The sequence below is a fragment of the Acinetobacter sp. 22512 genome, from assembly GCF_052044755.1.
GTDB classification, from domain to species: Bacteria; Pseudomonadota; Gammaproteobacteria; order Pseudomonadales; family Moraxellaceae; genus Acinetobacter; species Acinetobacter pittii.
In genome coordinates, this window is the sequence record NZ_JBQENP010000006.1 from 46709 (window position 1) to 70658 (window position 23950).

The 23950-nt window shown below is 41.4% G+C and carries 24 protein-coding genes; 19 read left to right on the forward strand and 5 right to left on the reverse strand.

From position 1 onward, the window contains the following. Positions 1–10: 10 nt before the first annotated feature. Positions 11–823, reverse strand: a complete 813-nt coding sequence (locus ACTJJG_RS08410) for an IclR family transcriptional regulator (RefSeq protein ID WP_017399043.1) — start codon at positions 821–823, stop codon at positions 11–13. Positions 824–1095: 272 nt separating this feature from the next. Between ACTJJG_RS08410 and ACTJJG_RS08415 the strand changes: the two genes are divergently transcribed. The 14 genes from ACTJJG_RS08415 (at position 1096) to ACTJJG_RS08480 (ending at position 14550) form a co-directional block, all read left to right on the forward strand. Continuing rightward, positions 1096–1401 carry a non-heme iron oxygenase ferredoxin subunit gene (locus ACTJJG_RS08415; RefSeq protein ID WP_002117586.1) on the forward strand — a complete coding sequence of 102 codons (306 nt, stop codon included), beginning with the start codon at positions 1096–1098 and terminating at the stop codon, positions 1399–1401. A 27-nt stretch (positions 1402–1428) separates the two neighbouring features. Continuing rightward, complete coding sequence (locus tag ACTJJG_RS08420; protein WP_005070730.1) at positions 1429–1728, forward strand: recombinase-like helix-turn-helix domain-containing protein; 300 nt, start codon at positions 1429–1431, stop codon at positions 1726–1728. A 16-nt stretch (positions 1729–1744) separates the two neighbouring features. Beyond that, positions 1745–2812, forward strand: coding sequence for an aromatic ring-hydroxylating oxygenase subunit alpha (locus ACTJJG_RS08425; RefSeq protein WP_005070727.1), 1068 nt, complete (start codon positions 1745–1747; stop codon positions 2810–2812). Next, positions 2805–3569 carry an SDR family oxidoreductase gene (locus tag ACTJJG_RS08430; RefSeq protein WP_005070723.1) on the forward strand — a complete coding sequence of 255 codons (765 nt, stop codon included), beginning with the start codon at positions 2805–2807 and terminating at the stop codon, positions 3567–3569. Before ACTJJG_RS08425 ends, ACTJJG_RS08430 begins: the two co-directional genes overlap by 8 nt. Positions 3570–3580: 11 nt before the next feature. Next, positions 3581–4510 carry a VOC family protein gene (locus ACTJJG_RS08435; RefSeq protein ID WP_032056870.1) on the forward strand — a complete coding sequence of 310 codons (930 nt, stop codon included), beginning with the start codon at positions 3581–3583 and terminating at the stop codon, positions 4508–4510. A gap of 28 nt (positions 4511–4538) precedes the next feature. After that, complete coding sequence (locus ACTJJG_RS08440; protein WP_017387113.1) at positions 4539–5750, forward strand: NAD(P)/FAD-dependent oxidoreductase; 1212 nt, start codon at positions 4539–4541, stop codon at positions 5748–5750. Positions 5751–5792: 42 nt separating this feature from the next. After that, positions 5793–7016: an MFS transporter gene (locus ACTJJG_RS08445; RefSeq protein WP_017399048.1), complete on the forward strand. Its 1224-nt coding sequence runs from the start codon at positions 5793–5795 to the stop codon at positions 7014–7016. Between the two features lie 23 nt (positions 7017–7039). Further along, positions 7040–7561, forward strand: a complete 522-nt coding sequence (locus tag ACTJJG_RS08450; protein ID WP_002117566.1) for a cupin domain-containing protein — start codon at positions 7040–7042, stop codon at positions 7559–7561. A gap of 36 nt (positions 7562–7597) precedes the next feature. Continuing rightward, positions 7598–8422 carry an alpha/beta fold hydrolase gene (locus tag ACTJJG_RS08455; RefSeq protein ID WP_016141931.1) on the forward strand — a complete coding sequence of 275 codons (825 nt, stop codon included), beginning with the start codon at positions 7598–7600 and terminating at the stop codon, positions 8420–8422. A gap of 15 nt (positions 8423–8437) precedes the next feature. Further along, positions 8438–9232: an SDR family oxidoreductase gene (locus ACTJJG_RS08460; RefSeq protein WP_372552567.1), complete on the forward strand. Its 795-nt coding sequence runs from the start codon at positions 8438–8440 to the stop codon at positions 9230–9232. Positions 9233–9247: 15 nt separating this feature from the next. Beyond that, positions 9248–10039, forward strand: coding sequence for an aspartate dehydrogenase (locus tag ACTJJG_RS08465; protein WP_000735782.1), 792 nt, complete (start codon positions 9248–9250; stop codon positions 10037–10039). Positions 10040–10052: 13 nt separating this feature from the next. Further along, a complete protein-coding gene (locus ACTJJG_RS08470) occupies positions 10053–11519 on the forward strand; it encodes an aldehyde dehydrogenase (protein ID WP_069119727.1) in 1467 nt (488 codons plus the stop codon). 38 nt (positions 11520–11557) lie between these two features. Continuing rightward, complete coding sequence (locus ACTJJG_RS08475) at positions 11558–13198, forward strand: thiamine pyrophosphate-binding protein (protein WP_069119729.1); 1641 nt, start codon at positions 11558–11560, stop codon at positions 13196–13198. 155 nt (positions 13199–13353) lie between these two features. Beyond that, the gene (locus ACTJJG_RS08480) at positions 13354–14550 is read left to right on the forward strand and encodes a hypothetical protein (RefSeq protein WP_069119731.1); all 1197 of its coding nucleotides are present in this window, start codon (positions 13354–13356) and stop codon (positions 14548–14550) included. A gap of 61 nt (positions 14551–14611) precedes the next feature. Here the strand turns inward: ACTJJG_RS08480 and ACTJJG_RS08485 are convergent, their stop codons facing one another. Further along, positions 14612–15910, reverse strand: a complete 1299-nt coding sequence (locus ACTJJG_RS08485; RefSeq protein WP_069119733.1) for an MFS transporter — start codon at positions 15908–15910, stop codon at positions 14612–14614. 235 nt (positions 15911–16145) lie between these two features. Between ACTJJG_RS08485 and def the strand changes: the two genes are divergently transcribed. Continuing rightward, the gene (gene def / locus ACTJJG_RS08490) at positions 16146–16628 is read left to right on the forward strand and encodes a peptide deformylase (protein WP_069119735.1); all 483 of its coding nucleotides are present in this window, start codon (positions 16146–16148) and stop codon (positions 16626–16628) included. A gap of 178 nt (positions 16629–16806) precedes the next feature. After that, positions 16807–18129, forward strand: a complete 1323-nt coding sequence (locus tag ACTJJG_RS08495; RefSeq protein WP_114259783.1) for a glutaminase — start codon at positions 16807–16809, stop codon at positions 18127–18129. Here ACTJJG_RS08495 and ACTJJG_RS08500 read toward each other — a convergent pair. Beyond that, a complete protein-coding gene (locus ACTJJG_RS08500; protein ID WP_005075440.1) occupies positions 18096–18884 on the reverse strand; it encodes an AraC family transcriptional regulator in 789 nt (262 codons plus the stop codon). The genes ACTJJG_RS08495 and ACTJJG_RS08500 overlap by 34 nt on opposite strands. Positions 18885–18990: 106 nt before the next feature. Between ACTJJG_RS08500 and ACTJJG_RS08505 the strand changes: the two genes are divergently transcribed. Further along, positions 18991–20211, forward strand: a complete 1221-nt coding sequence (locus tag ACTJJG_RS08505) for an MFS transporter (RefSeq protein WP_069120016.1) — start codon at positions 18991–18993, stop codon at positions 20209–20211. 67 nt (positions 20212–20278) lie between these two features. Here the strand turns inward: ACTJJG_RS08505 and ACTJJG_RS08510 are convergent, their stop codons facing one another. Further along, positions 20279–21424 carry an aldose epimerase family protein gene (locus ACTJJG_RS08510; protein ID WP_069120013.1) on the reverse strand — a complete coding sequence of 382 codons (1146 nt, stop codon included), beginning with the start codon at positions 21422–21424 and terminating at the stop codon, positions 20279–20281. A 192-nt stretch (positions 21425–21616) separates the two neighbouring features. Between ACTJJG_RS08510 and ACTJJG_RS08515 the strand changes: the two genes are divergently transcribed. Continuing rightward, a complete protein-coding gene (locus ACTJJG_RS08515) occupies positions 21617–22063 on the forward strand; it encodes a hypothetical protein (RefSeq protein WP_440608922.1) in 447 nt (148 codons plus the stop codon). 11 nt (positions 22064–22074) lie between these two features. Here the strand turns inward: ACTJJG_RS08515 and ACTJJG_RS08520 are convergent, their stop codons facing one another. Then, entirely contained in the window at positions 22075–22950 is an 876-nt protein-coding gene (locus ACTJJG_RS08520; RefSeq protein ID WP_081037658.1) for a LysR substrate-binding domain-containing protein, read from the reverse strand. A 184-nt stretch (positions 22951–23134) separates the two neighbouring features. Here ACTJJG_RS08520 and ACTJJG_RS08525 point away from each other — a divergent pair, with 184 nt between their 5' ends. Then, positions 23135–23884: an SDR family NAD(P)-dependent oxidoreductase gene (locus tag ACTJJG_RS08525; RefSeq protein WP_069120008.1), complete on the forward strand. Its 750-nt coding sequence runs from the start codon at positions 23135–23137 to the stop codon at positions 23882–23884. Positions 23885–23950: the final 66 nt, after the last annotated feature.

A 23950-nucleotide genomic window follows, 5' to 3' on the forward strand; every position in this document is an offset into this window, starting at 1 on the left:
GTCGCTTTTTTTAATAAATAAATTTGGAAATTTTGTTTGCTGTTTCAACGACTAGGCTTGCGATATCTTCTTTAAATGTTCTTTCATCATAAGTCGTAATTGGACAACTTACAGAGATAACAGCCACCATTTTACCATTTGACTGTTTAAAAATAGGCGCCGCACAGGCTGCCATATCATGGTTGTAATGACCCCAGCTCACCATGGTTTTTTGAGTTTTTACGTAAGAGAGTCTTTGCAATAAAGCTTTTAAATTAGTGGGCGTCAGTTCAGAGAAACTGTCCCAATCGCTAAAATTGCGGTAACGCTGACGTACTTCCGTTTCAGGTAAATCAGATAAAAGCATTTGACCAATGACGGTTGCATGGGCAGGCCAGCGAGTTCCTAAACTAATGTTGCTCGTGAAGGTTCCCATCGACTGGATATTATTTACAAAGACAATATGAGTGCCTTCTAAAATTGAAAGATGTACTGCGAGTTTGGTCTGGTCACGTAGTTCTTTCATTAAAGGTGTCGATAAATCAAGTAATGAAAGTTTAGATAAACTGTTAAAACCAAGTTCCATAACTTTTGAATCGAGAGCGTAAGTTTTTTGAGATGCTTTTCTTAAATAGCCACAAGATTCGAGTGTATAGATCAGACGAAATGCACTAGAACGGTTCACTTCTAAAATTTCAGCAATTTCTGTAATGGTCATTTCTTGCGCTTGTTGGTTAAATGCTTGCAAGATAGCTAAACCCCGTACAAGTCCGGGTACTAAATATCGATCATCATTTTTTGTTGTTTCCGATTCTTGCGAATCTTCATCAATTGCTATGCTCATTCGTGTCATTTTCCTATAAATAAAACATGATTCAATTTGGGGCATGCTGCTTTATTTTATAACTATTGTAATTGTTAAAAATGCATAAAACAATTTTTATATTTAAAACTTTGTTTCTTTCTTAAACGTAACAAAATATTTAGAAATTAATAAACCAATGAATTTTATATTTATTTTTACTTTGACAAAAAATGATCAAGGGGATTATGCTTAGCTTGTGTTTTGAAAATCAAATTATGTTTTGTATATAAAACAAAATGAGGACGCAAGGTATGAGTTGGATCTCAGTTTGTCAGCAGGGTGACGTTAGCGAAGATGAGCCGAAAGCCATCGAAATTGAAGGGAAAAAAATAGGCGTATTTTTTGTCGATGAAAATTACTTTGCTATCGAAAATGTTTGCCCTCATGCGTATGCCTTATTAACCGAAGGATTTATCGAAGATCAGACTGTTGAATGTCCATTGCACGAAGCAATTTTTGACATTCAGACAGGTGAGCTAAAAAGTGGGCCAGGGTGTAGAAACCTGTGTACGTACCCAGTTCGTGTTGAAGGACAGGATATTCAAATTCAACTCTAGTCCTCACATGTACAAGGAAGCAGAACAATGAAGACATTTAATGAAAAGTTGGCAAGCTGGATTCATGCAACGCCGGCAACCGAAGCAGGTATCAACAATATTCAAATTCCTGGTCAATCTGAATTGTTGGTTTGGCAGACACGTTATAAAGAACCAACTCTCTATGAACAGGATTTTGTAAAAAACTTGATTCAGGCATTTTCTGCGGGCGCAACAGAGTTAGATGACGTTGTTTCTGCACTTAATCAACAGGGCTTCCGTTGTGAATCTGGTGATGAATGGACTTCTGCAAGCTTTACAGAAGAAATGCAACGTTTAGGTTATTGATTCAAGGAAGAATAAAATGAACGCAATCGTATCAACTTCACAAAGCGCTGAAGAATATTTAGAACTTGGTTTACGTGACCAATGGCATCCGGTTTTAGCAAGTTGGGAAGTCGCTGCTAATCCAGTTGGAATTACCCGTTTAGGCGAAAATATTGTGGTTTGGCGTGATGCCGAAGGTCAGGTTCATGCACTTGAGGATCGCTGTCCACACCGCGGTGCTCGTCTTTCCCTTGGTTGGAACTTAGGTGACCGAGTTGCTTGCTGGTATCACGGTGTTGAAGTTCGTGCTGATGGTGTAGTTGCTGATGTGCCAGCGGTTCATGAATGTCCAATGACCGGCACTAAATGTTTAAAGAACTATCCTGTAATTGAGCAGCATGGTGCAATCTTTATCTGGTTTGGCATCGATGCAAATGAACAACCAGCACCGCTTGAGTTCCCAGAGCAACTTGCAAGTGAAGAGTGGAGTGCGTTCCTTTGCCAAGCAGACTGGAAAGTAAACCATCAATACGCGATTGATAATGTGATGGACCCAATGCACGGGACCTATTTACATGCGACATCGCACTCGATGGCAGATGGTGAACGTACTGCAGAGATGAAGCACCGTACTACCGATAATGGCTTTGTTTTTGAAAAAGAAGGTCAAACAGGTGTGAACTTCGACTGGGTTGAATATGGTTCAACTGGTGCAAGCTGGTTACGTCTTTCAATTCCTTACCGTAAACAATTTGGCCCAGGTGGTGAATTTTGGATTGTAGGTTATGCAACGCCGATTGATGCCAATAATACTCGTGTATTTTTCTGGCGCTGCCGTAAGGTAAGTGGTTGGCAACGTAATGTATGGCGCTTCTTATATCGCAATCATTTAGAACAGTTGCATTGGGATGTATTGGAACAAGACCGCATTATTTTAGAAAACCTTGCGCCAAATGCGCGTGAAAAAGAGTTCCTCTATCAACACGATGTGGGTCTTGCACGTTTACGCCGTTTAATGAAAAAAGAGGCTGAAAAGCAATTAAAGAAAATTGCTGCGCTAAATGCATCAAACCGTATCGAGATGCAGGAAGAAGCTCATGGCTAATGTAGCGTTGTTGCAAGGCAAAAAAGTTTTAGTGACTGGTGCTGCGCGTGGTTTAGGCCGAGATTTCGCTCAAGCGATTGCCGAAGCTGGCGCTGAAGTTGTGATGGCAGATATTTTATCTGACTTGGTGCAACAAGAAGCCCAAGCGTTACAGCAACAAGGGTTAAACGTTCATGCTGTCACCGTTGACCTTGCCAATGCAGACTCTATTGAAAATGCGGTTGCAAAAAGCGTTGAAGTATTACAGGGACTAGATGGCCTTGTGAATTGCGCGGCACTGGCGACCAATGTCGGTGGAAAAAATATGATTGATTACGATCCTGAACTTTGGGATCGGGTCATGAATATTAATGTGAAAGGCACATGGCTCATCAGTAAGGCATGCGTTCCCCATTTAAAGCAATCGGCTGCCGGCAAGATCATTAATGTTGCTTCCGATACAGCACTTTGGGGTGCACCAAACCTGATGGCTTATGTTGCAAGTAAAGGTGCAATTGTTGCCATGACGCGTTCAATGGCAAGAGAGTTGGGACAATCTAATATCTGTGTCAATACATTGTCACCGGGCCTTACTCTGGTTGAAGCAACCGAGTATGTGCCTCAAGAACGTCACGATTTATATGTCAACGGAAGAGCGATTCAACGTCAGCAACTTCCACAAGATTTAAATGGAACAGCATTGTATCTACTGTCGGATTTGTCCTCTTTTGTGACAGGTCAAAATATTCCGGTCAATGGCGGTTTTGTCTTTAACTAAGGAGTAGTCAAATGATTACAGGGATCGAGATTTTAAAGTTTGGAGTTGAAGATAGAGCCGCTTCAAACAAGTTTTTGGCAGATTTTGGTTTAAGCCAAAGTACTTCGGATATTGAAGGCACTGATCTTTACCAAACTCAAAATGGTAGCAAGATTTATCTATTTAATTGTGATGATGAGCGTTTGCCGACTGCTATTGAACAAGGTTCAACTTTACGTGAAGTGACTTGGGGCGTTGATAGTGCTCAAGACCTTGAAGACTTGGCAGCTCGTTTGGCCGATGTAGAAGGTTTTAAACGTACTGAAAATACAATTGAGTGTATTGACCCAAATGGCATGACCATTCGTTTTGAACAAAGTTTTGTTAAAGAAGTACCTGAACTTAAAACGGAAGGTATTAACCAATACGGCAACATTCAACGTGTGAATGCAGCAAGTCCTGTCTATGAAAAAGGTCAACCTGTTGCGATTGGACATGTGGTGTTCTTCACACCGGATTTGGCAACAACTGAAAACTTCTATATCGAGAAAGTAGGTTTCCATTTATCTGATGCTTACAAAAATCGCGGTGCATTCTTACGTTGCCGCGGTGAAGGTTATCACCATGATTTATTCTTGCTCAGTGTTCCAAATAAACCTGCTGGCTTAAATCACGTTGCATTTGTCGTTCGTGATATCCATGAAGTGATTGGGGGCGGTTTAAATATGAATCGTTCGGAGTGGTCAACCTTTATTGGACCAGGACGTCATCCAATTTCTTCTGCTTATTTCTGGTACGTCAACTCACCATTAGGTGGTGCATTTGAATATTACACCAACGATGATTATTTGACAGAAGAATGGCAACCACGTGTAGAAGAACATCGTCTAGAGCTTTTCACTGAATGGGCGATTGAGGGTGGTCTTGATGACACAACCCGCCGTCAGGTGAAGCCTGTTTAACAGATATTGCTTTACAAGGAAGATGGCTATGGAAAAGATCGTAATTGTAGGTGCCGGACAGGCAGCGGGTTGGGCAGTAAGTACCTTGCGTCAAAATGGGTATGTGGGCGAAATTCACGTGGTTTCAAATGAAGATCAAGTGTTTTATGAGCGTCCGCCACTGTCTAAGCAAGTACTTTCAAAAGAAGCAACGTATGAAAGTTTGAATCTGTTCTCTCCTGAGCAGGTTCAAGAGTTTAACGTTCAATGGCATAAACCGGAAATTGCAACAAAAGTCGATCGTGAGCAAAAACAGGTTCATTTAGAAAGCGGCCAGATCTTGCCGTATGACAAATTGCTGATAGCAACAGGAAGCCGTGCCCGTGTACCCGTTAATACATGGCAGTTCATTCCAAATGTTGTGACTTTACGCAATGTGCATGATTGTGAACGTTTGGCTGAAATTTTAAAGAATGCAAAAAATGTCGCTGTGATTGGCGGTGGCTGGATTGGTTTAGAAATTGCTGCAACTGCGCGTAAGCAAGGTAAAGATGTTCATATATTTGAATATGGCGACCGCTTATGTGCAAGAAGTGTGAGTCCGGAAGTGTCTGCATTTTTAAAAAATATGCATGAAACCCAAGGCACAAAAATTCATTTAGACAGCAAGAGCCTTCATTTGGTTGAAGCACCTAATCAGAAAGTTGAAGTGGTGAACCATCCTCAAAATAGTCAGTTATTTGACTGTGTCGTGGTAGGTGCAGGCGCCGAGATTGCCAAAGAGTTAGGTGTACATGCTGGTCTCGATGTGAAAGATGGCATTGTAGTGAATTGTTTTGGGCAAACTTCAGATCAAAACATTTATGCCGCAGGTGATGTCGCGATTCATCCTGGTTTGGGTTATTGCATTCAGTCTTGGGCAAATGCACAAAATCAGGCAATTGCAGCAGCAAAGTCGATGCTCGGCATTGAAACTGAATATAGCGATATTCCATGGCTTTGGTCAGATCAATATCACTTTAATATCCAGATTTTAGGTACGTATCAACCTGAAAAAACGAAGGAAGTAGTCATTCGCCAAGGCGGTGAAGATCAGGTGAGCTATTTATATCTGGACCATGAAAATCGTTTGCTCAACATGATTGCCATTAATGATTCTAAACTGGTCAAACTGGCAAAACGTTGGATGCAAGCCAACACCGTTTTAGATCCAAAACTATTAGCAGATGCTGAATTTAATGTCATGAAGTTAAAACCGTAAACATTAAATCTGGTTCTCATTACCAAATCGAAGGAATGACACATGAGTAATGAAGAAAAAAGTGGATTGAAGCATTGGGTACCTGCTTTTGTCCTTATGGTATGTGTGGTACTGGCGTTTTTCGACAAGATTAGTATTGCGGTTTTATTTTCAGATCCTCATTTTCAAAGTGCAATGGGAATTGCTGAAGATAAGGCCAAGCTCGGATGGCTCATGACAAGTTTTTTACTTGCTTATGGTTTTTCATCAGTCTTTCTCAGCTTTTTGGGTGACATCTTTAACCCAAAGAAAATGCTGTTCTGGAGCGTAACGTCGTGGGGCGTACTCATGTTCTGTATGGGGTTCACCACCAGTTATTCAGGCATGTTGATTTTACGTGTACTGCTTGGTTTAGCAGAAGGCCCGTTATTTGCCTTGGCATATACCATTGTTAAGCAGACTTATACGGACCGTCAGCAGGCACGTGCTTCTACTATGTTCTTACTTGGAACACCGATAGGTGCATTCCTTGGGTTCCCAATCACGGCAAATGTTTTAGCTCACCACGACTGGCACACCACTTTTTTTGTGATGGCTGCGCTAACCCTGATTGCGATTTTTAGCATTGTTTTTGGTCTGCGTAACTTACAGCTCAAGAAAACTGTCGAAATTGAGGGCGAGAGTAAACGCACTAATTTCAAAGGTCACATTACTAATACTAAATTGCTGCTCAGCAACAGCGCATTCTGGTTGGTTTGTCTCTTTAACATTGCGTTGATGACTTATTTGTGGGGCTTAAACAGCTGGGTTCCTTCTTACTTAATGCAAGACAAAGGATTCAATCTCAAAGAGTTTGGGATGTATTCAAGCTTTCCGTTCATTGCCATGTTAATTGGCGAAATTATCGGTGCGTTTTTATCTGACAAGTTAGGCCGCCGCGCAATTCAAGTATTTAGCGGTTTATTACTCGCGGGCATCTTCATGTATGTGATGGTCATTATGACTGAGCCTCTATTGATTATTGCTGCCATGTCTTTAAGTGCTATGGCATGGGGTTTTGGGGTCGCAGCTGTATTTGCTCTGCTTGCAAGAGTAACGACCTCAAATGTAGGGGCGACTGCGGGTGGAATATTTAACGGTTTAGGTAATTTTGCAAGTGCAATTGCGCCTGTTCTTATCGGTTACATCGTGATGCAAACACACAGTTTTAATTTAGGAATTACCTTCTTGGCTGCTGTCGCTGTCATTGGGTCGTTGTTCTTGGTTCCTCTTTTAAAACGTTATTAATTCACTGTATAGGAGTTTAAAAAATGACTACACAACAATTCGAATCGTGGGCACAACCAGAGGGTGCTTCTTTAGAAGATTGGTTAAACACACGTATTGCTCGCTTTGAGACACGTAAATATGACTTCGATGCTTTGAAGTTCCAAGCAGATTACGACCCGAAATATCGCCGTGCACAAATGCGTTATATGGGTACGGGTGCAACAGGTGTTGCAAATGACGGTAACACTGTACCAGCAGAAAACTTCACGTTTTCAACCATGGTTCTGCCACCACAGTGTGAAGGTCCTTTGCATATTCACCACGATGTTGAAGAGGTGTTCTTTATGCTCCGCGGCGAAATTGATTTGTTCATTGAGCACAACGGCGAAAAATTTGAGACCCGTTTAAAAGAGCGTGACCTGATTTCAATTCCACCGGGTATTTACCGTGGTTTGTTTAACCCAGGACAAGAAGATGCCTTGATGTGTGTGATGTTGGGAACAGGTAAACCAACCATTCCGAACTATCCACCAGAGCATCCATTGTCTCAAATCAAACGTTAATTGTTTGATGAAGTGAATGAAAGGAAAGAATTGAAAATGATGACACTCATTGAAAAGTTAGCAGAATTTCCGGTGAAAACCGTTACTGTTCAAGGCCAGCAGCAAGCCTATCGGGAAGCCGGTCAGGGCGAGTACCTTGTGCTGTTGCACGGCATTAGTTCAGGTTCTGCTTCATGGGTAAACCAACTTGAAGTGCTGTCTCATCATTTTCATGTCATTGCCTGGGACGCACCGGGCTATGGCAAATCAGATGAACTTTTAACTGATCAGCCCAATGCTACCGACTACGCAAAGCGTTTGGCAGCATTGTTCGATGTTTTAAAAATTGAAAAAGCAATTGTGGTCGGACACTCATTAGGTGCCTTACAGGCGAGTGCATTTGCTGCACTTTACCCAGAGCGAGTGGAACACTTGGTTGTTGCTAACTTAGCTCAAGGCTACCAACGCCACGATGAGCAAACACAAATTCAGGTTTTTGAAAAAAGACCAAAAATGTTGAAAGAACTCGGTGCTAAAGGAATGGCCGAAAGCCGTGGACCTCATTTGATTTATAAACAAGAGCCACAAGCCTTAGCTTTAGTTTCAGAAGTAATGCAGCAGTTGACCTTACAAGGTTTCACACATGCATCGTACTTACTGGCATATGACGAAATACGTAATTACTTAACCGATTTAAAAGTCCCATGCACAGTGATTGCAGGGCAACAAGATCAAATCACTCCTGCGTTAGGTATACAAGAGCTTGCTCAGGAATTGCAGTTGGAACAGCGCTTCGTCATAGAAGATGCCGGACATTTAAGTTATGTCGACCAACCGCAAGCATTTAACCAAATTATGTTGACGATTCAGGAACAATCGTAAGAGAGATTAAGGATTATGAGCTTCCAAGTTGAAGGAAAAGTTGCAGTTGTTACCGGTGGCTCATCTGGGATTGGGCTGGCTGCTGTTGAAATACTGGTTGCAGAGGGTGCAAAAGTTGCTTGGTGTGGTCGCGATGAAGAACGTTTAAATGCGTCTAAGCACTATATTTTAGAAAAATTTCCACATGCCAATATTTTTACCAAAGCATGTAATGTTTTGAAAAAAGAAGAAGTTCAGCAATTTGCCAAAGAGGTCAAACTCAATTTGGGCAATGTGGACATGCTCATTAACAATGCTGGACAAGGCCGTGTTTCAAATTTTGAAAATACGCAAGATGAAGACTGGATGAAAGAAATCGAGCTGAAATATTTTAGTGTCTTACATCCGGTACGGGCTTTTCTTGAAGACTTAAAACAGTCGGCAAATGCCTCAATTACCAATGTGAACTCGTTACTGGCATTGCAACCAGAACCGCACATGATTGCGACTTCATCTGCACGCGCTGCACTGTTGAATTTAACCCATTCGTTGGCGCATGAGTTTACTCAATATGGCGTTCGTGTGAACTCGATTTTACTTGGAATGGTCGAATCTGCGCAGTGGAAACGCCGTTATGAAACCCGTTCAGATTTAAATCTGTCATGGGAAGAGTGGACAGGCAATATCGCAAAAAATCGTGGCATTCCTATGCAGCGCTTAGGCCGTCCAGAAGAGCCTGCACGTGCTTTAGTTTTCTTGGCATCACCATTGGCATCTTACACCACAGGTTCGGCAATAGATGTCTCAGGTGGTTTTAACAAACATTTATAAATATCAGGTGCTGTCATGAAAAAGTTGATGATGATTGGTTTTGGCGCAATGGCAGCAGAAGTGTATGCCCACTTGCCTCAAGATCTGCAACTCAAATGGATTGTCGTGCCATCTCGCAGTATTGAAAAAGTGCAGTCACAAGTCTCCTCCGAGATTCAGGTGATTTCAGATATTGAGCAATGCGATGGTACGCCAGACTATGTCATTGAAGTGGCAGGTCAAGCAGCAGTGAAAGAGCATGCTCAAAAAGTTTTAGCGAAAGGCTGGACCATTGGTCTGATTTCGGTGGGTACATTGGCTGATAGCGAGTTTTTGGTTCAGCTTAAACAAACTGCCGAAAAAAATGATGCCCATCTGCATTTACTGGCAGGGGCTATCGCAGGCATTGACGGTATTTCTGCGGCCAAAGAAGGTGGTTTGCAAAAGGTCACTTACAAAGGCTGTAAAAGTCCAAAAAGCTGGAAGGGCAGTTATGCAGAGCAATTGGTCGATTTAGACCATGTTTCAGAACCTACGGTCTTTTTTACAGGAACTGCCCGTGAAGCTGCCATGAAATTTCCGGCCAATGCCAACGTTGCAGCAACCATTGCGCTTGCAGGGCTTGGAATGGATGAAACCATGGTTGAGTTAACTGTTGATCCAACCATCAACAAAAACAAACACACCATTGTGGCAGAAGGTGGCTTTGGACAAATGACTATTGAACTGGTGGGTGTGCCATTGCCAAGTAACCCGAAAACATCAACTTTGGCTGCGCTTAGCGTGATTCGTGCTTGTCGCAATAGTGTAGAAGCAATACAGATTTAAGAAGGATTTGATCATGGCAAAGGAAATTTATATTGCAGGTGAATGGCGTTTAGGCCGTGGTGCAGTCATTCAAAGCCTGTTTCCGGCAGATCAGTCGGTAAACGCTGAGCTTTCAACAGCAACGCTTGATGATGTAAATGAGGCAATTGAAAAAGCAGATCAGGCTTGGCGTCAACCGAGCTGGAGAAACAGCTTGCCGCATGAACGTGCACGTATTCTCTACAAAGTTGCAGAAATTATTGAAGCGCGTGTAGACGAATTAGCAAAATTACAAACCCGCGATAACGGTAAGCCTTTAACTGAAACCCGTGGCTTGGTGATGAGCGCGGCGGCAACTGCACGCTATGTTGCGGCGGCATGTGAAACGATGAATGATGAGCTCACCACTCAGCGTGCCCCAGACTTCATGACCATGAGTGTGCATGAACCCGTGGGCGTTGTGGCAGCCATTACCCCTTGGAACTCTCCAATTGCGAGTGAAGTTCAAAAGCTTGCTCCAGCTTTGGCAGCAGGAAATGCCGTGGTGTTAAAACCAGCAGAAGCAACTTCACTGATTGCTTTAGAGCTTGCCAAAATTTTTGAAGAAGCTGGCTTGCCAAAAGGTTTACTCAGTGTGTTAGTGGGGCGTGGTTCTGTAATTGGTGATGCAATTGCTCAGCACCCATTGGTTCGTAAAATTTCTTTTACAGGTGGCACAACTACAGGTCGTCATTTGGCACACATTGCCGCTGACAAACTCATTACCACTTCACTTGAGTTGGGTGGTAAGTCACCCACCATCGTTTTACCGGATGCAGATGTCGAACTGGCTGCTAAAGGTGTGGCTTACGGTATTTTTAGCTCGGCAGGCCAAGCGTGTATCGCAGGTTCTCGCTTGTTTATTCATAGCAGTCTTTACGATCAGTTTTTAACGCGTTTGGTTGAAATTACCAAAGGCTTACGTGTGGGCCATCCGGAACAGGCAGGCGTGCATTTAGGACCACTGGTCAATGACAAACATTTGCAGTCAGTTGATCGCTATGTGCAACTTGCTAAAAGCGAAGGTGGTCAGGTTCTGATTGGTGGTGAGGCACTTACGACTGGTGATTATGCCAAAGGAAGTTATTACTTACCGACCATTATCACGGGCTTAAATAACAGTGCTCAAACCTGTCAGGAAGAAATTTTTGGCCCTGTTTTAGTCGTTATGAAATATGACAACGAGCAAGATTTAATTGCCCAAGCCAATGACAGTTGTTTTGGTCTTGCCGCAGGCATCTGGACTGAAAGCTACCGTAAAGCTTGGCGTATTGCACGTGCATTAGAAGTTGGAACGGTATGGATTAATACCTACAAAAAATTCTCGATTAGTGCGCCGTTTGGTGGCTTTAAAGATAGTGGAATTGGGCGCGAGAAAGGCCGTTTGGGCATTTTATCGTACATGCAACAAAAAAGTATTTATATGGGGCTGAATGAACAGCCTAACCCTTGGTGCGATTAATAAATTCAAGGACTGAAAACAAATTTTGAGGAACAGACATGACTGAACGTGTAAATGTAGGCGAAGCAATCGCAAGAGTTTTAGAAGCGCACCAAGTTGATAGTATTTATGGTGTTATTTCCATCCACAATTTACCTATTGCCGATGCGGTAGGGCGCCGTGAAAAAATGCGCTTTGTCGCAGCTCGTGGTGAAGCGGGTGCGGTTACTATGGCAGATGCACACTCACGCTTTAAAGGCCTAGGGGTAGCGTTAACCAGTACGGGTGCTGGTGCAGGTAATGCGGTGGGTTCACTCATTGAAGCAATTAATGCGGGTAGCCCTGTATTGCATTTAACAGGTCAAGTTGAGCGTGAATATCTCGACCGTGATGCAAGCTTCATCCATGAAACTAAAGACCAACTTACATTCTTGCGCGCATCAAGCAAAGCGGCGTTCCGTATTACCAGCCCAGACAATGCTGTTGGTGTAATACGTGAAGCCATCCGTGTAGCAACCACAGTTCCAATGGGTCCGGTAAGTGTTGAGCTGCCGATTGATGTGCAGGCAGCAGAAATTGATTTGCCACTTAACTTAGGGCCAGTCAAAGCACTTGAGTTACCACAGGCAGAGCAAGCAGAAATTGACCATCTTGTCAGTGAAATCAAAAAAGCAAAACGTCCGATTTTCTGGATTGGCGGTGGAACTTTAAATAGCGTTGCCGAAGTTAAAGCAATTGCAGATTTAGGTATTCCTGTTGTGTCATCTACACATGGTCGTGGGGTGTTGGCAGATGATCATCCACGTAGTTTGGGTGCTTTCCATAACTCAGCAGGTGTTGAGCAGTTATTAAAAGATGCCGACTTAATGGTTGTGGTGGGTTCTCGTTTACGTAGTAATGAAACTAAAACTTATTCGGTTGAATTCCCTGAAAACATTATTCAGGTGGATGCCAACCCAGTGGCTCAGCAACGTAATTACAAAATCCGCAACTTCATTTGTGGTGATGCCAAAGATGTCTTAACACGTGTGTTGGAACAGCTTCAGGGGACTTCAAAAGTTGATGCCGATTACGATGCTGCTGTAGTGGCTGCTAAACAGGCTGCAATTGATGCACTGCGTAAACAAATCGATCAGTACGCATTAATTTGTGATCACTTGCGCGCAGCTTTACCTCAAGACGGCATTTTTGTACGTGACATCACCATGTCGGGTAGTACATGGGGCAGTCGTTTATTCCCTGTACAAGCACCAAACCAAAACATCCACTCACTCGCGGGTGCAATTGGTTTAGGCCTTGCAACAGCAATCGGAGCTTCAGTTGCTAACCCTGACAAAAAAGTAATTGGTTTAGTCGGCGATGGCGGTTTAATGCTGGGTATTGGTGAAATTGCAACCATGGTGCAAGAAAACACCAACATGGTCTTAATGATTATGAATGACGGTGGTTATGGCGTAATGCGTGGCATTCAAAATAACTACTTTGGTGGTCGTCAGTATTTCAATGAATTACATACACCTGACTACAAACTTCTTGGCGAATCAATGGGTGTGAAGAGCTGGAAAGTTGGCAGTGCAGAAGAGTTTAAAACAGTTATTCAAGAGGCTGTCGCTTTTGAAGGGCCAACCGTAATTGAGCTCGATATGAACTCGATTGGACCATTAAACTTCGCGGGTCCACCGCAAAAGAAACTGTATTAACCAGTTTGGATGGTTTAGTACATATGCGATGGGAGCTGCTAAGCCATCCTTTTTTTAGATAAATTTTTTTATCTAAAAAACAATAAAAACGAAGTTTTACAGGTAAAACAAATAAAGTTCCAGCAGGACGTTGGAACTCAATCAAGGATGTAGAGATGAAAAAGACTTCATTGATCATGGCATTCATTGCACCGCTTACGCTGGGGGTAAGCGTCAATGCATTTGCAAAAGATTCATTGCTTGAATGGAAAAGTGATGATGGCACCGACTCATTAAAGTTAGGTGGGGTGGTTCGGTTAAATCAACGCTATGAAGATTGGGAAGGGCCAAACCGTGGTTTTGGTAAGCTCCATTTTGATATTTTTAGGGTAGATCTCAAAGGTAAGTTTGATGATGCCTATATTAATGCTAGCTATATGGTTCAAGACCAACAGAAAACATCCATTGAAAAAGCATATGTTGGCTATAACCTGAATGCCAATAACAGCATTGAAGCAGGTCTGGTCTATAAACCTTTTACGATTTATCCTTATCCACAAAATGGCTGGACCTATCACATTCCATTCTTTTTAGGTTATGGCAATAACATTGCACCGGGGATCAACTGGAATTATCACAACAAAGATTGGGATGTAAAACTCGGTTATTATCCTCAAATGTTAGAGACGAACCTGCGTTATTCCCCTGAAAGTGCAACTTATGATGACTTGGCAGGAAATGCATTTCCATCTCAAAAAGCCTATCAAAATGAAAAGCGTAATCAGGTGAATACCCGCATTGTTCGCAAGTTAGAAACTGATTTCGGTAAACAAGAGTTTGGCGTGTCGGGTGCAATTGCCCAGCTACATAATGATATTACCGATAAAGACGGCAAATATTATGCAGTCGGTTTGCATACCGAAAACAACTATAAGCGCTTTAACTTACAAAGTTCGGTCATTCACTATCAATACGATGCTAAAAATCCGGATGGTGTAAATAGTGATATGACTTTGATGGGAGCGAATGGCCTTACGCCTGCTTATTTCATTGCTTCGGAAGGTACGATTGCCAGTTTAAATCTTGCCTATACGTTGCCTGTCACCAATATGGGTAAGCTAAAAGCCATTAAGTTTTATAATGACTATAGTTATCTCGATAAAAAACGTGATGATTGGTCAGATTCGCAAATGAACACCACAGGGATGATGTTTATTGCTTCACCATTTATGGTTTGGGCAGATTATACGTGGGGTAAAAACTCCAACATCATTGGTGGCTCGACCAACTCAACAGGGTATACTTCTGCCACTTCACCAAATAGTGATAAGTGGCTATACCGTATTAACTTTAATATCGGGTTTACTTTCTAAAGTAAGCTGCAATAAAAAACCACGCAATTGGCGTGGTTTTTTATTTAATAAGTGAAAATTTTTAATACCTGTTTTTTTCAAACTTATTCCAAAACACAAAGGCAGTCACAAAGGCCAAAATGGTCAGTGCGAAAATATAATACATCGCACCAATATCACTATATTGACTGAGCCAATGCACTAAAGGCAGGGTCATACCACCAACAATCGCATATGACAAATTATATGAAAATGAAATGCCCGAGAAGCGAACAGGTGCGGGGAACATTTTAACCATACTGCTCGACACCATGCCGACAGTACCAGAGCATAGACCCAACAACATATATAAACCAAAAATAGTTGAATTGGCAGAATGTCCTAAACTGTTATAAAAAACTGCTGCTGTGAGTGCTACGGCAAGCGCACCAAACATCATGACTTTGCCACAACCAAAACGGTCAGCAAAATAGCCTGCCAAAATACAACCGACCATTTGCATAACAATCGCGGCACTTTGCATTTCAAAAGTCTGTGCGCGCTCAAAGCCAAACGTACCAGTTAATAAATTTGGCATGGCTAAAATCACCACCACCACACAGCCTGTTAAAAACCATGTAAATAACATGCCAATTGCAACGGCTGTTTTATGCGTTTTTAACACTTGTTTTACAGGCATTTCTTTAGAAATTTCTTTACGGGCCTGCATGGCTTTAAACACAGGCGTTTCTTTTAAATAAGTTCGTAAATAAAGTGCAACCAGACCAAAAATACCACCTGCAATGAAAGGAATACGCCATGCCCAGTCATAGATTTGTCCTTCATTAAAATTCAGTGAAATCCATAAAGACATCAGTGCACCCAATAAAATTCCTAAAGACAGCCCAGCGGTGAGTAAACCGTTTGCTAGCCCAATTTTTCTTTCAGGTACATGTTCAGACACAAATGTCCACGCGGCTGGAATTTCACCCCCAATCGCAATACCTTGTACTACACGCATGAGTAATAAAAGTAGGGGTGCCAAATATCCGATATTTTCAAAGGTAGGCAATATCCCGATAAATAGGGTAGGCAGTGCCATCAGTAAAATAGAAAGCGAAAATAGTTTTTTACGCCCGACTAAGTCACCAAAATGGGCCATGACAACCCCGCCTAAGGGCCTAAAAAAATAACCTGCTGCAAAAATACCGTAAGTGTTGAGCATGGCCCAAAACGGACTAAGTGTGCTGGGGAAAAAGAGGTCGGAAATGATTTTGGCGTAAAATACATAAATCACAAAATCATAAAACTCTAAAGCTCCACCCAATGAAGAAAGGGCGAGGGTTCGTTTATCTTCTTTATTAAGATAGTTCGCATCCTGCAAAGTTAATTCCTGATCCATTTTTTACTTAATTGTTGTAATTGAAGTTTGGATATTAATGGAAAAGTGAAGTAAAAGTAAATGGAGGAAATTTGTTCTATATAGCAACGTCGATTGGACTTACTCAGAACAAAAAGCTTTAAAACAAAAAAACGCTTTAGATGAAACAAAAACAGATGTAGGAATAGCTTTTCTTTTGGCTTGTTCAGCGACACAATAAAACTTGTCATAGCCAGTTTAATGAGAGAGTCAAAGGATGAGTGTGGTTTTACCTGTCGCGAAGCGTGGCGAAGATATTTTAAAACTAATTGCGGCTCCCGTTTCTGTAAATGAGTTAAACAGTAATTGGCTTTATCAGCTTGCTGACGCTATGCATGCAACAATGCTTGAGCGTAATGGAGTAGGGATTGCTGCACCGCAAGTTTACATCTCTAAACGCGTCATTATTGTGGCTTCTCGACCAAATCCACGCTATCCAGATGCACCTGAAATGGAAGCGGTGGTCATGGTGAATCCTGAAATTTTAGAGTTCTCAAACGAAGTTTGTTTAGGTGAAGAAGGCTGTTTAAGTGTGCCGGATGAGCGTGGACAAGTTGAACGTGCAGAAATGGTCAAGGTGAAATATTTAACACTTCAGGGCGAGACGGTGGAAACGATTTTCCATGGTTTTCCTGCTCGTATTGTTCAACATGAGGTCGATCATTTAAATGGGATCTTGTTCGTAGAAAGAATAAGCTAATCTTCTGTTTAAAGTTTTGAAAAACCTATAATGAGCTTGAAATAAATAAGACAACGGAATTAAAATACTTATATCGTGTTTTTTAACTCATTACAAAAGATATAATTTTAATATTATCAGCAGGTTGTGCTGAAATTTTGCGCGATGTTGTAAATCTCCTCATTTAAGGTTACTAACCATGAAAACCCCTCTCCCAGAATATTTGGCAAATGTTATTGAAGCCTGTGACATCGATAACAGCGGTCATCTCGCCGATTATATTCCTGAGTTGGCAAATGCAAACCCAAATCGATTAGCTTTAGCAATGTCTACGGTAGATGGTGAAATTTATTCGGTCGGCGATGATGATGTTGAATTCACCATACAATCAATTTCTAAACCATTTGTATATGCTTATGTTTTACAACAGCTTGGCATTGATGCAGTACTTGCGAAAGTAGGGGTAGAGCCTTCTGGTGAAGCCTTCAATGAAATTTCATTGGGTAAAGATGGTCGTCCAAAAAATCCGATGATTAACTCTGGCGCAATTACTGTACATTCCTTGATTCAGGTCAAGCATGGTTTACATAGCGCAGAAATTCTACGCCGTTTTATGAGCGAGCTTGCTGGTCGTGAATTAAGTTTTGATGAGTCTGTTTATGATTCGGAAGTCAAAACAGCCTACCGTAATCTTTCGATCGGTTATATGTTGCGTACGGTGGGGATTTTGGAAACTGACCCTGTCGATATTGTGAATGGTTACATTCGTCAATGTGCGATCATGGTTACAGTTAAAGACTTGGTACGTATGGGCAGTGTACTTGCTAATGGCGGGGTCGATCCTAGAACTGGAAAGCGCCTATTAAATCGATCTGTAGTTAGACAAGTCCTCAGTGTCATGATGAGCTGTGGTATGTACGATGCAGCGGGTGACTGGCTTTCAACTGTAGGTATTCCTGCTAAAAGTGGTGTAGCAGGCGGTATCTTGGGTGTGCTACCGGGGCAGGTCAGTATTGCTGCTTTTTCACCTCGACTAGATGAGCATGGTCATAGTGTTCGAGGTATCGATATTTTAGAACGATTATCTCGTGACATGGGATTACATCTCATGGAAGGTACACCTTCTGCCCAGACCATTGTACAAAGTCATTACCGTACAGGAAAAGATGCATCATTAAGTGTGTATGTGCTTCGGGGCGTATTGAAATTTACCGAAGCTGAAATGTTGTTGCGTATTTTACAAGACGAGACAACTGACCAAAGCACGATCGTTATTGATTTAACCCAGATTTCACTTATCCACGATGTGGGTAAACGTATGTTTTTAGAAGGCGTAGATCGTCTGATTGATGACGGCCATACTCTTGTTTTAGTCGACCCTGAACAGCGCTTAGACCATGCCAGAACTGGTAAAGATCGAGAACTGCATGTCTATCATGATTTCGATGATTTGCTCGAAAAGCATGACCTACCTGCAAAAAAAAAGACTTATAGCGACATCGCGGCACTTCTAAACTGCTGAGGTGTTTTTCCTAGATGTCGCTTAAACATCGCACTGAACGCGCTGGGGTTTGTATACCCCAGTGACTCTGAAATTTGAGCAATAGATTCACCATTCGCGATTTTACTTAAGGCAAGTGCAATATGCATTTGTTGTAACCATGCCCGATATGACAGCCCAGTTTCTTTTTGGAACATACGCATTAGGGTTCTAGAACTCGCACCAATATCATCAGCCCAATCTGTTAAATCTTTTGAACTGTCAGGCGTATGTAATAACTCTTGGCAAATTTTTAAGAGTCTTTTGTCTTTCGGCCACGGAATCTGAATGGGCAACAAATTGGCTCGATGAATTTCTTCAAAAATCAAAATTTGTAAAGAACGGGAAAGCTCTTGAGAGGTTGCTGTATTTGGAGTGTCTTCTCGTTCAATTTCATTTAAACGAATCAAAAGCTCATGCAACAGATTGCTTACCCGAATAATAAAACAATGTTGTCCCATTAAAGCTGCTGCATTTACTTCAACCAATGCCGTATTTAACTTAACATGACTCAGTGAAATCACGCTGTGCTCTACATGTGCTGGAATCCATAACGCGCACATGGGTGGCACAATCCACACATGATTAGGAGTAAAAACCTGAATAGTTCCAGTAGAGGCATATAAAAACTGCGCACGTGTATGCGTATGGGTAGGCGTGATTTCTCGGTAAGAATGCTCAGAAGATAGCCCAATCACAAGTTCAGACAAATCAGACTGAATAAGAGAATCGGACATAAACTATCCTAAAAATTGTCACTTATACGATGATTATTGGAAGATAACTTTATAAGCGACAATTTACAATAAGCATCTCATTTAAAAATATTGGAGTTTTTCAGGTATGACGTCTTCAATACAATTGAAAGATGGTATTGCCAATACCGTTGCAAATGATCAGCCTCAAGGAATGATTATTAAAATTGTAGGCGCCGTGGCAGTCGCACATTTACTGAATGATTTAATTCAGGCGGTGCTACCAGCCATCTATCCAATGCTAAAAGCAAACTTTTCGCTGAGTTTTGCGGAGGTTGGCCTAATCTCGTTTGTATACCAGATTACAGGTTCACTGCTACAGCCTTGGATTGGACTTTATACCGATAAACATCCAAAACCATATCTTCTACCACTCGGAATGGTTGTCACATTCTGCGGCATTATCTTGTTAGCATTTTCACCAAGTTTTGCTGTGTTGTTATGTGCATCTGCGTTGATTGGGGTAGGGTCTGCAACCTTTCATCCAGAAGCTTCACGAGTGGCACGAATGGCATCGGGCGGGCGCTTCGGTACAGCGCAGTCGACTTTTCAGGTGGGCGGAAACACCGGTACAGCCATTGGTCCATTGTTGGCAGCTTTACTAATTGTCCCGTTTGGACAGCATGCAGTTGCGGGCTTGGTGATATTTGCGCTTTTAGCGATTTGGGTTTTATTTGGTGTAAGCCGTTGGACAGTGAGCCATGCTAAAAGTCAGGTGGTTGCACGTGCTACCCAAGTACATACTAAATTGCATGGCCGTAAGCTGATTATTGCTTTGAGCACAATTAGTGTGTTGATGTTTGCCAAATTTACCTACATTGCTAGCATTAGTAACTACTTTACCTTTTACTTAATTCAAAAGTTCCATATCAGTATTCAAACAGCTCAGTTGCATTTGTTTGCCTTTTTGGCAGCCGTTGCTTTAGGTACATTTGCAGGCGGCCCAATTGGTGACAAAATTGGCCGTAAAGCAGTGATCTGGGTTTCATTTATTGGTATGGCACCGTTTGCATTAATGATGCCGTATGCAAACTTATTTTGGACAACAGTTTTCTCAATTATTGCAGGTTTAGTGTTGTCGTCTGCTTTTGCTGCAATGGTGGTTTACGCACAAGAAGCTGTTCCGGGCCGTGTGGGTATGATTGCAGGTCTTATGTTTGGTCTTATGTTTGGGGTAAGTGGTATTGCCGCAGCTGGGTTAGGGCATTTAGCGGATATTAATGGCATTGAATGGGTATTTGGTTTATGTTCATTGTTGCCATTACTTGGTTTTGCAACTGCATTTTTACCCAACACAAAAGTAAAATAAATGAAAAGACTCTCAGCCATACTTAGCTGAGAGTCTTTTTAATATGAACATAGCCTCATTGAAAAGACTATTTTTGAACACCAAACTTAAATACGGTAACACTGTTATAAGTTTGATTCGGGTTTAAACGTGTAGAAGGGAAGGATGGTTGATTAGGGCTGTCTGGAAAATGCTGTGTTTCTAATGCTAGCGCGTCTGCTTGTCGATAGAGCACACCATTTGCGCCAACAATATTTCCTAATAAATGATTGGCTGTATACATTTGAACGCTTGGTTCAGTAGTTAAAACCTGCATGGTCCGTTTAGATTTTGGATCAACCACACTAGCTGCAAGATTGAGTTTCCCTTGAGACTTTTGATTAATTACCCAAGTTTGGTCATAGCCATATCCATAGGCCAATTGCTGATTATTCGCTCGAATATCTTTCACAATTGCTTTAGGTGTCCGAAAATCAAAAGGTGTACCTGCAACCGAAGCTATTTCACCTGTGGGTAAAGAGTTTTGATCGGTTACCAATATACGGTCTGCATTGAGTTGTACAATATGATCTAGCACGCCATAAGGGTTATTGCCAGCGCCTGATAAGTTGAAATAACTGTGGTTGGTGAGATTGACGACTGTCGGTTGATCAGTTTTGGCTTTATATTCGATTTGGAATTCATTTTGATCTGAAAGACTGTAGATCACTTCTACATCTAATTTTCCGGGAAAACCTTGATCGCCATTTGGACTGGTTAACTTAAGAGAAGCTTTAACGGTTTCACCTTTAGAAACGAGGGGCTTAACTTGCCAAACACGTTTATCAAAACCAGGATTACCGCTATGTAATGAATTTGGCCCATTATTTTTTTCAAGGTTATACGTTTTTCCATCTAAGTTAAATTTAGCATTGCCAATACGGTTCGCATAACGACCAATTAATCCGCCAAAATGAATGCCTTCCTTGGTATCAGTGACTTCATAACCTTTTAGATCATCAAAGCCCAAAACAATATTATTTTGTTTACCTTGTGCATCGGGAGTCAAAATTTGTGTAATTACACCACCATAACTAATAAAAGATACAGAGACGCCTTTGTTATTGCTCATGGTGTATAAATCAACTTTTTGGCCATTTTGAGTCGTACCATATGGTTTTACATTTAACGTTGCTGCATTGGTAAGTTGTGCAAAGCTATAAACCGTAACACCTAAAATTGCTAATTTTTTCATGCTTATACTCTATTTTGTAATAGTAAGACTGGATGAATATAAGATTGATTTTTCATCTTTTTAAAGAGGTTTTTATTATATATAGTGTTAATAATAATCGAGTAGTTAATGTTAAATATTGGAAAAATTGGTTCAATTTAGGCTTATAAAGAAATTAATCTTATGCGCAAAATTCGACGATAGGCTATTTTTATGAATCATCCCGAATCGGTTTTAAAATTTTCACTTGGTCTAAATAGTCTCTCGTTTGATGTAGACAGCCAACACATTCACCATGAGCAGTGCTTAGGTTTTGTTAATTCAAAAAGTGTCAGCGATGGTGTTATTGATGAGCTTGCTATCGAAAAGATGATTTATTTTATTGAAGAAATCATCGAGTCAAATCCCCTCAGAAATCTAAATATAAGTAGTGTAGCTGTTACATCTGATGCAGTCATGACACAACTCAGTGAGTTATTTTTTAGTGCTAAAAAGCAAATCAGCCGTACTGAGCTTGAGCATGGTTTTAATAGTTTTATTGAGCGTTTGAGTTACTACACAAACCAAGTAGCCCCAGATGAGCTTTATATTTTTACCTACTTTGTATTTATTCGAGAGATGACGCATCACTTAAGAATTGAGCAAATTCAAATCATTTAATAATTACTTTCTCAATCCGCTAACTCATCATGAATCCAGTTTAAAAACAGTTCAATTTTAGGAATAAATTGATGCGTTCGTGGATACACCAAATGATGAGCAGAGATTGGAATCGATAGCTCATCTGCAAAAACTCTAACCAACTTTCCAGATTCTAAGTAATTTTGAGTAAGCAAATTACTTTCCAAAACAAAACCTAACCCGTGTGTGGCCGCCTCAAGTGACATATAAGAGCGGTCAAAACTCAAAGTGTAGGGAAATTCAGGAATGCTTAAACCCTGATGGGCAAACCATTGGGGCCAAGTAACTAAGGTTGAGCGCGATAAAATCAGTTCTTTTTTTAATAAATCTTGAGGTTTATTTACTGGACTACGTTCAAGTAGTTTGGGGGATGCAAGTACTTCTAGCTTTTCATTACGAATCGTTCTGATTTCTACCCCTGTCCAGTTGGGCAAACCATGACGAATATCAATGTCGATCTTGTCGCGAGTAAAGTGCAAATTTTCATAAGAACACGACAGATTGACCTGAATCATTGGAAATTTTTCTTTAAATGATTCAAGGCGAGGCAGTAACCAGAGCAAACCAAAACTTGGAGATGAATGAATATATAAACTGTCTTTAGGGCTTTTATCAGCAGCTTTTTCCGTGGCTAACATGAGGTTATGCAAAATGGTCGTGACATCTTGAAAATAGCGTTCGCCAGAAGGGGTAAGCGTCACACCACGAGCACCACGAATAAATAAACTCTGCCCAATCATTTCTTCAAGCTTAGCAATTTGATGACTTACTGCTGAAGGGGTGAGATTCAAATGCTCGGCTGCCTTGGCAACATTGCCGAAACGGGCAGTTTGTTCAAAAGCCTGTAATGTTTTAATTGAGGGCATCTGGTTGAAATTGTTTTCACTACTATCCATGAAATGATCCGTTTTTATCCCTAAAACTTATTTAAAAATAGCATAGGCATGAATTTTTTTCATGCCTTGTTGAATTCGAGCTGATTGCTGGGCTTTGTGAAAAAAGAGATTCTAAGTCAGAACTCAGGATATAAAGCGTAAAAGAGGATTGAACATGTTACTACAAGGAAAAGTGGCATTAATTACTGGTGCAGCATCAGAACGTGGAATTGGGCGAGCAACCGCAGAAATCTTTGCACAACAGGGTGCCAAAGTCATTATTGTTGATTTAGATCTTGCTCAAAGCCAAAACGCTGCAAAGGCACTTGGTGAAGGACATTTAGGTCTTGCTGCAAACGTTGCGAACGAAGAACAGGTCAAAGTAGCTGTTGAACAAGCGCTACAGCACTATGGCAAGATTGATATTTTAATTAACAATGCTGGTATTACTCAGCCAGTTAAAACACTCGAAATCCAGCGCAATGACTATGACCGCATTTTAGATGTTAGCCTACGCGGAACACTGATTATGTCGCAAGCTGTTATTCCATCCATGAAGGCAAATGGTGGTGGAAGCATTGTATGCCTATCTTCAGTTTCAGCGCAGCGCGGTGGTGGTATTTTTGGCGGGCCACACTATAGCGCTGCCAAAGCAGGTGTATTAGGTCTGGCAAAAGCGATGGCACGTGAGTTTGGTGGCGATCAGATCCGTATAAATTCTCTTACTCCCGGTCTAATCCAGACTGATATTACTGGCGGTTTAATGAATGATGACCGTCGTCATGACATTTTGGCAGGTATTCCTCTCGGCCGCTTAGGTAAAGCGCAAGATGTTGCAAATGCAGCATTATTTTTGGCAAGTGATCTGTCAGCTTACTTAACTGGTGTCACACTCGATGTAAATGGTGGCATGCTGATTCATTAATCGCTCACTATTTCAAAACTAAAAATAGAATGATGGTCACAAGAGGATACTGTGGCCAAATGTAAA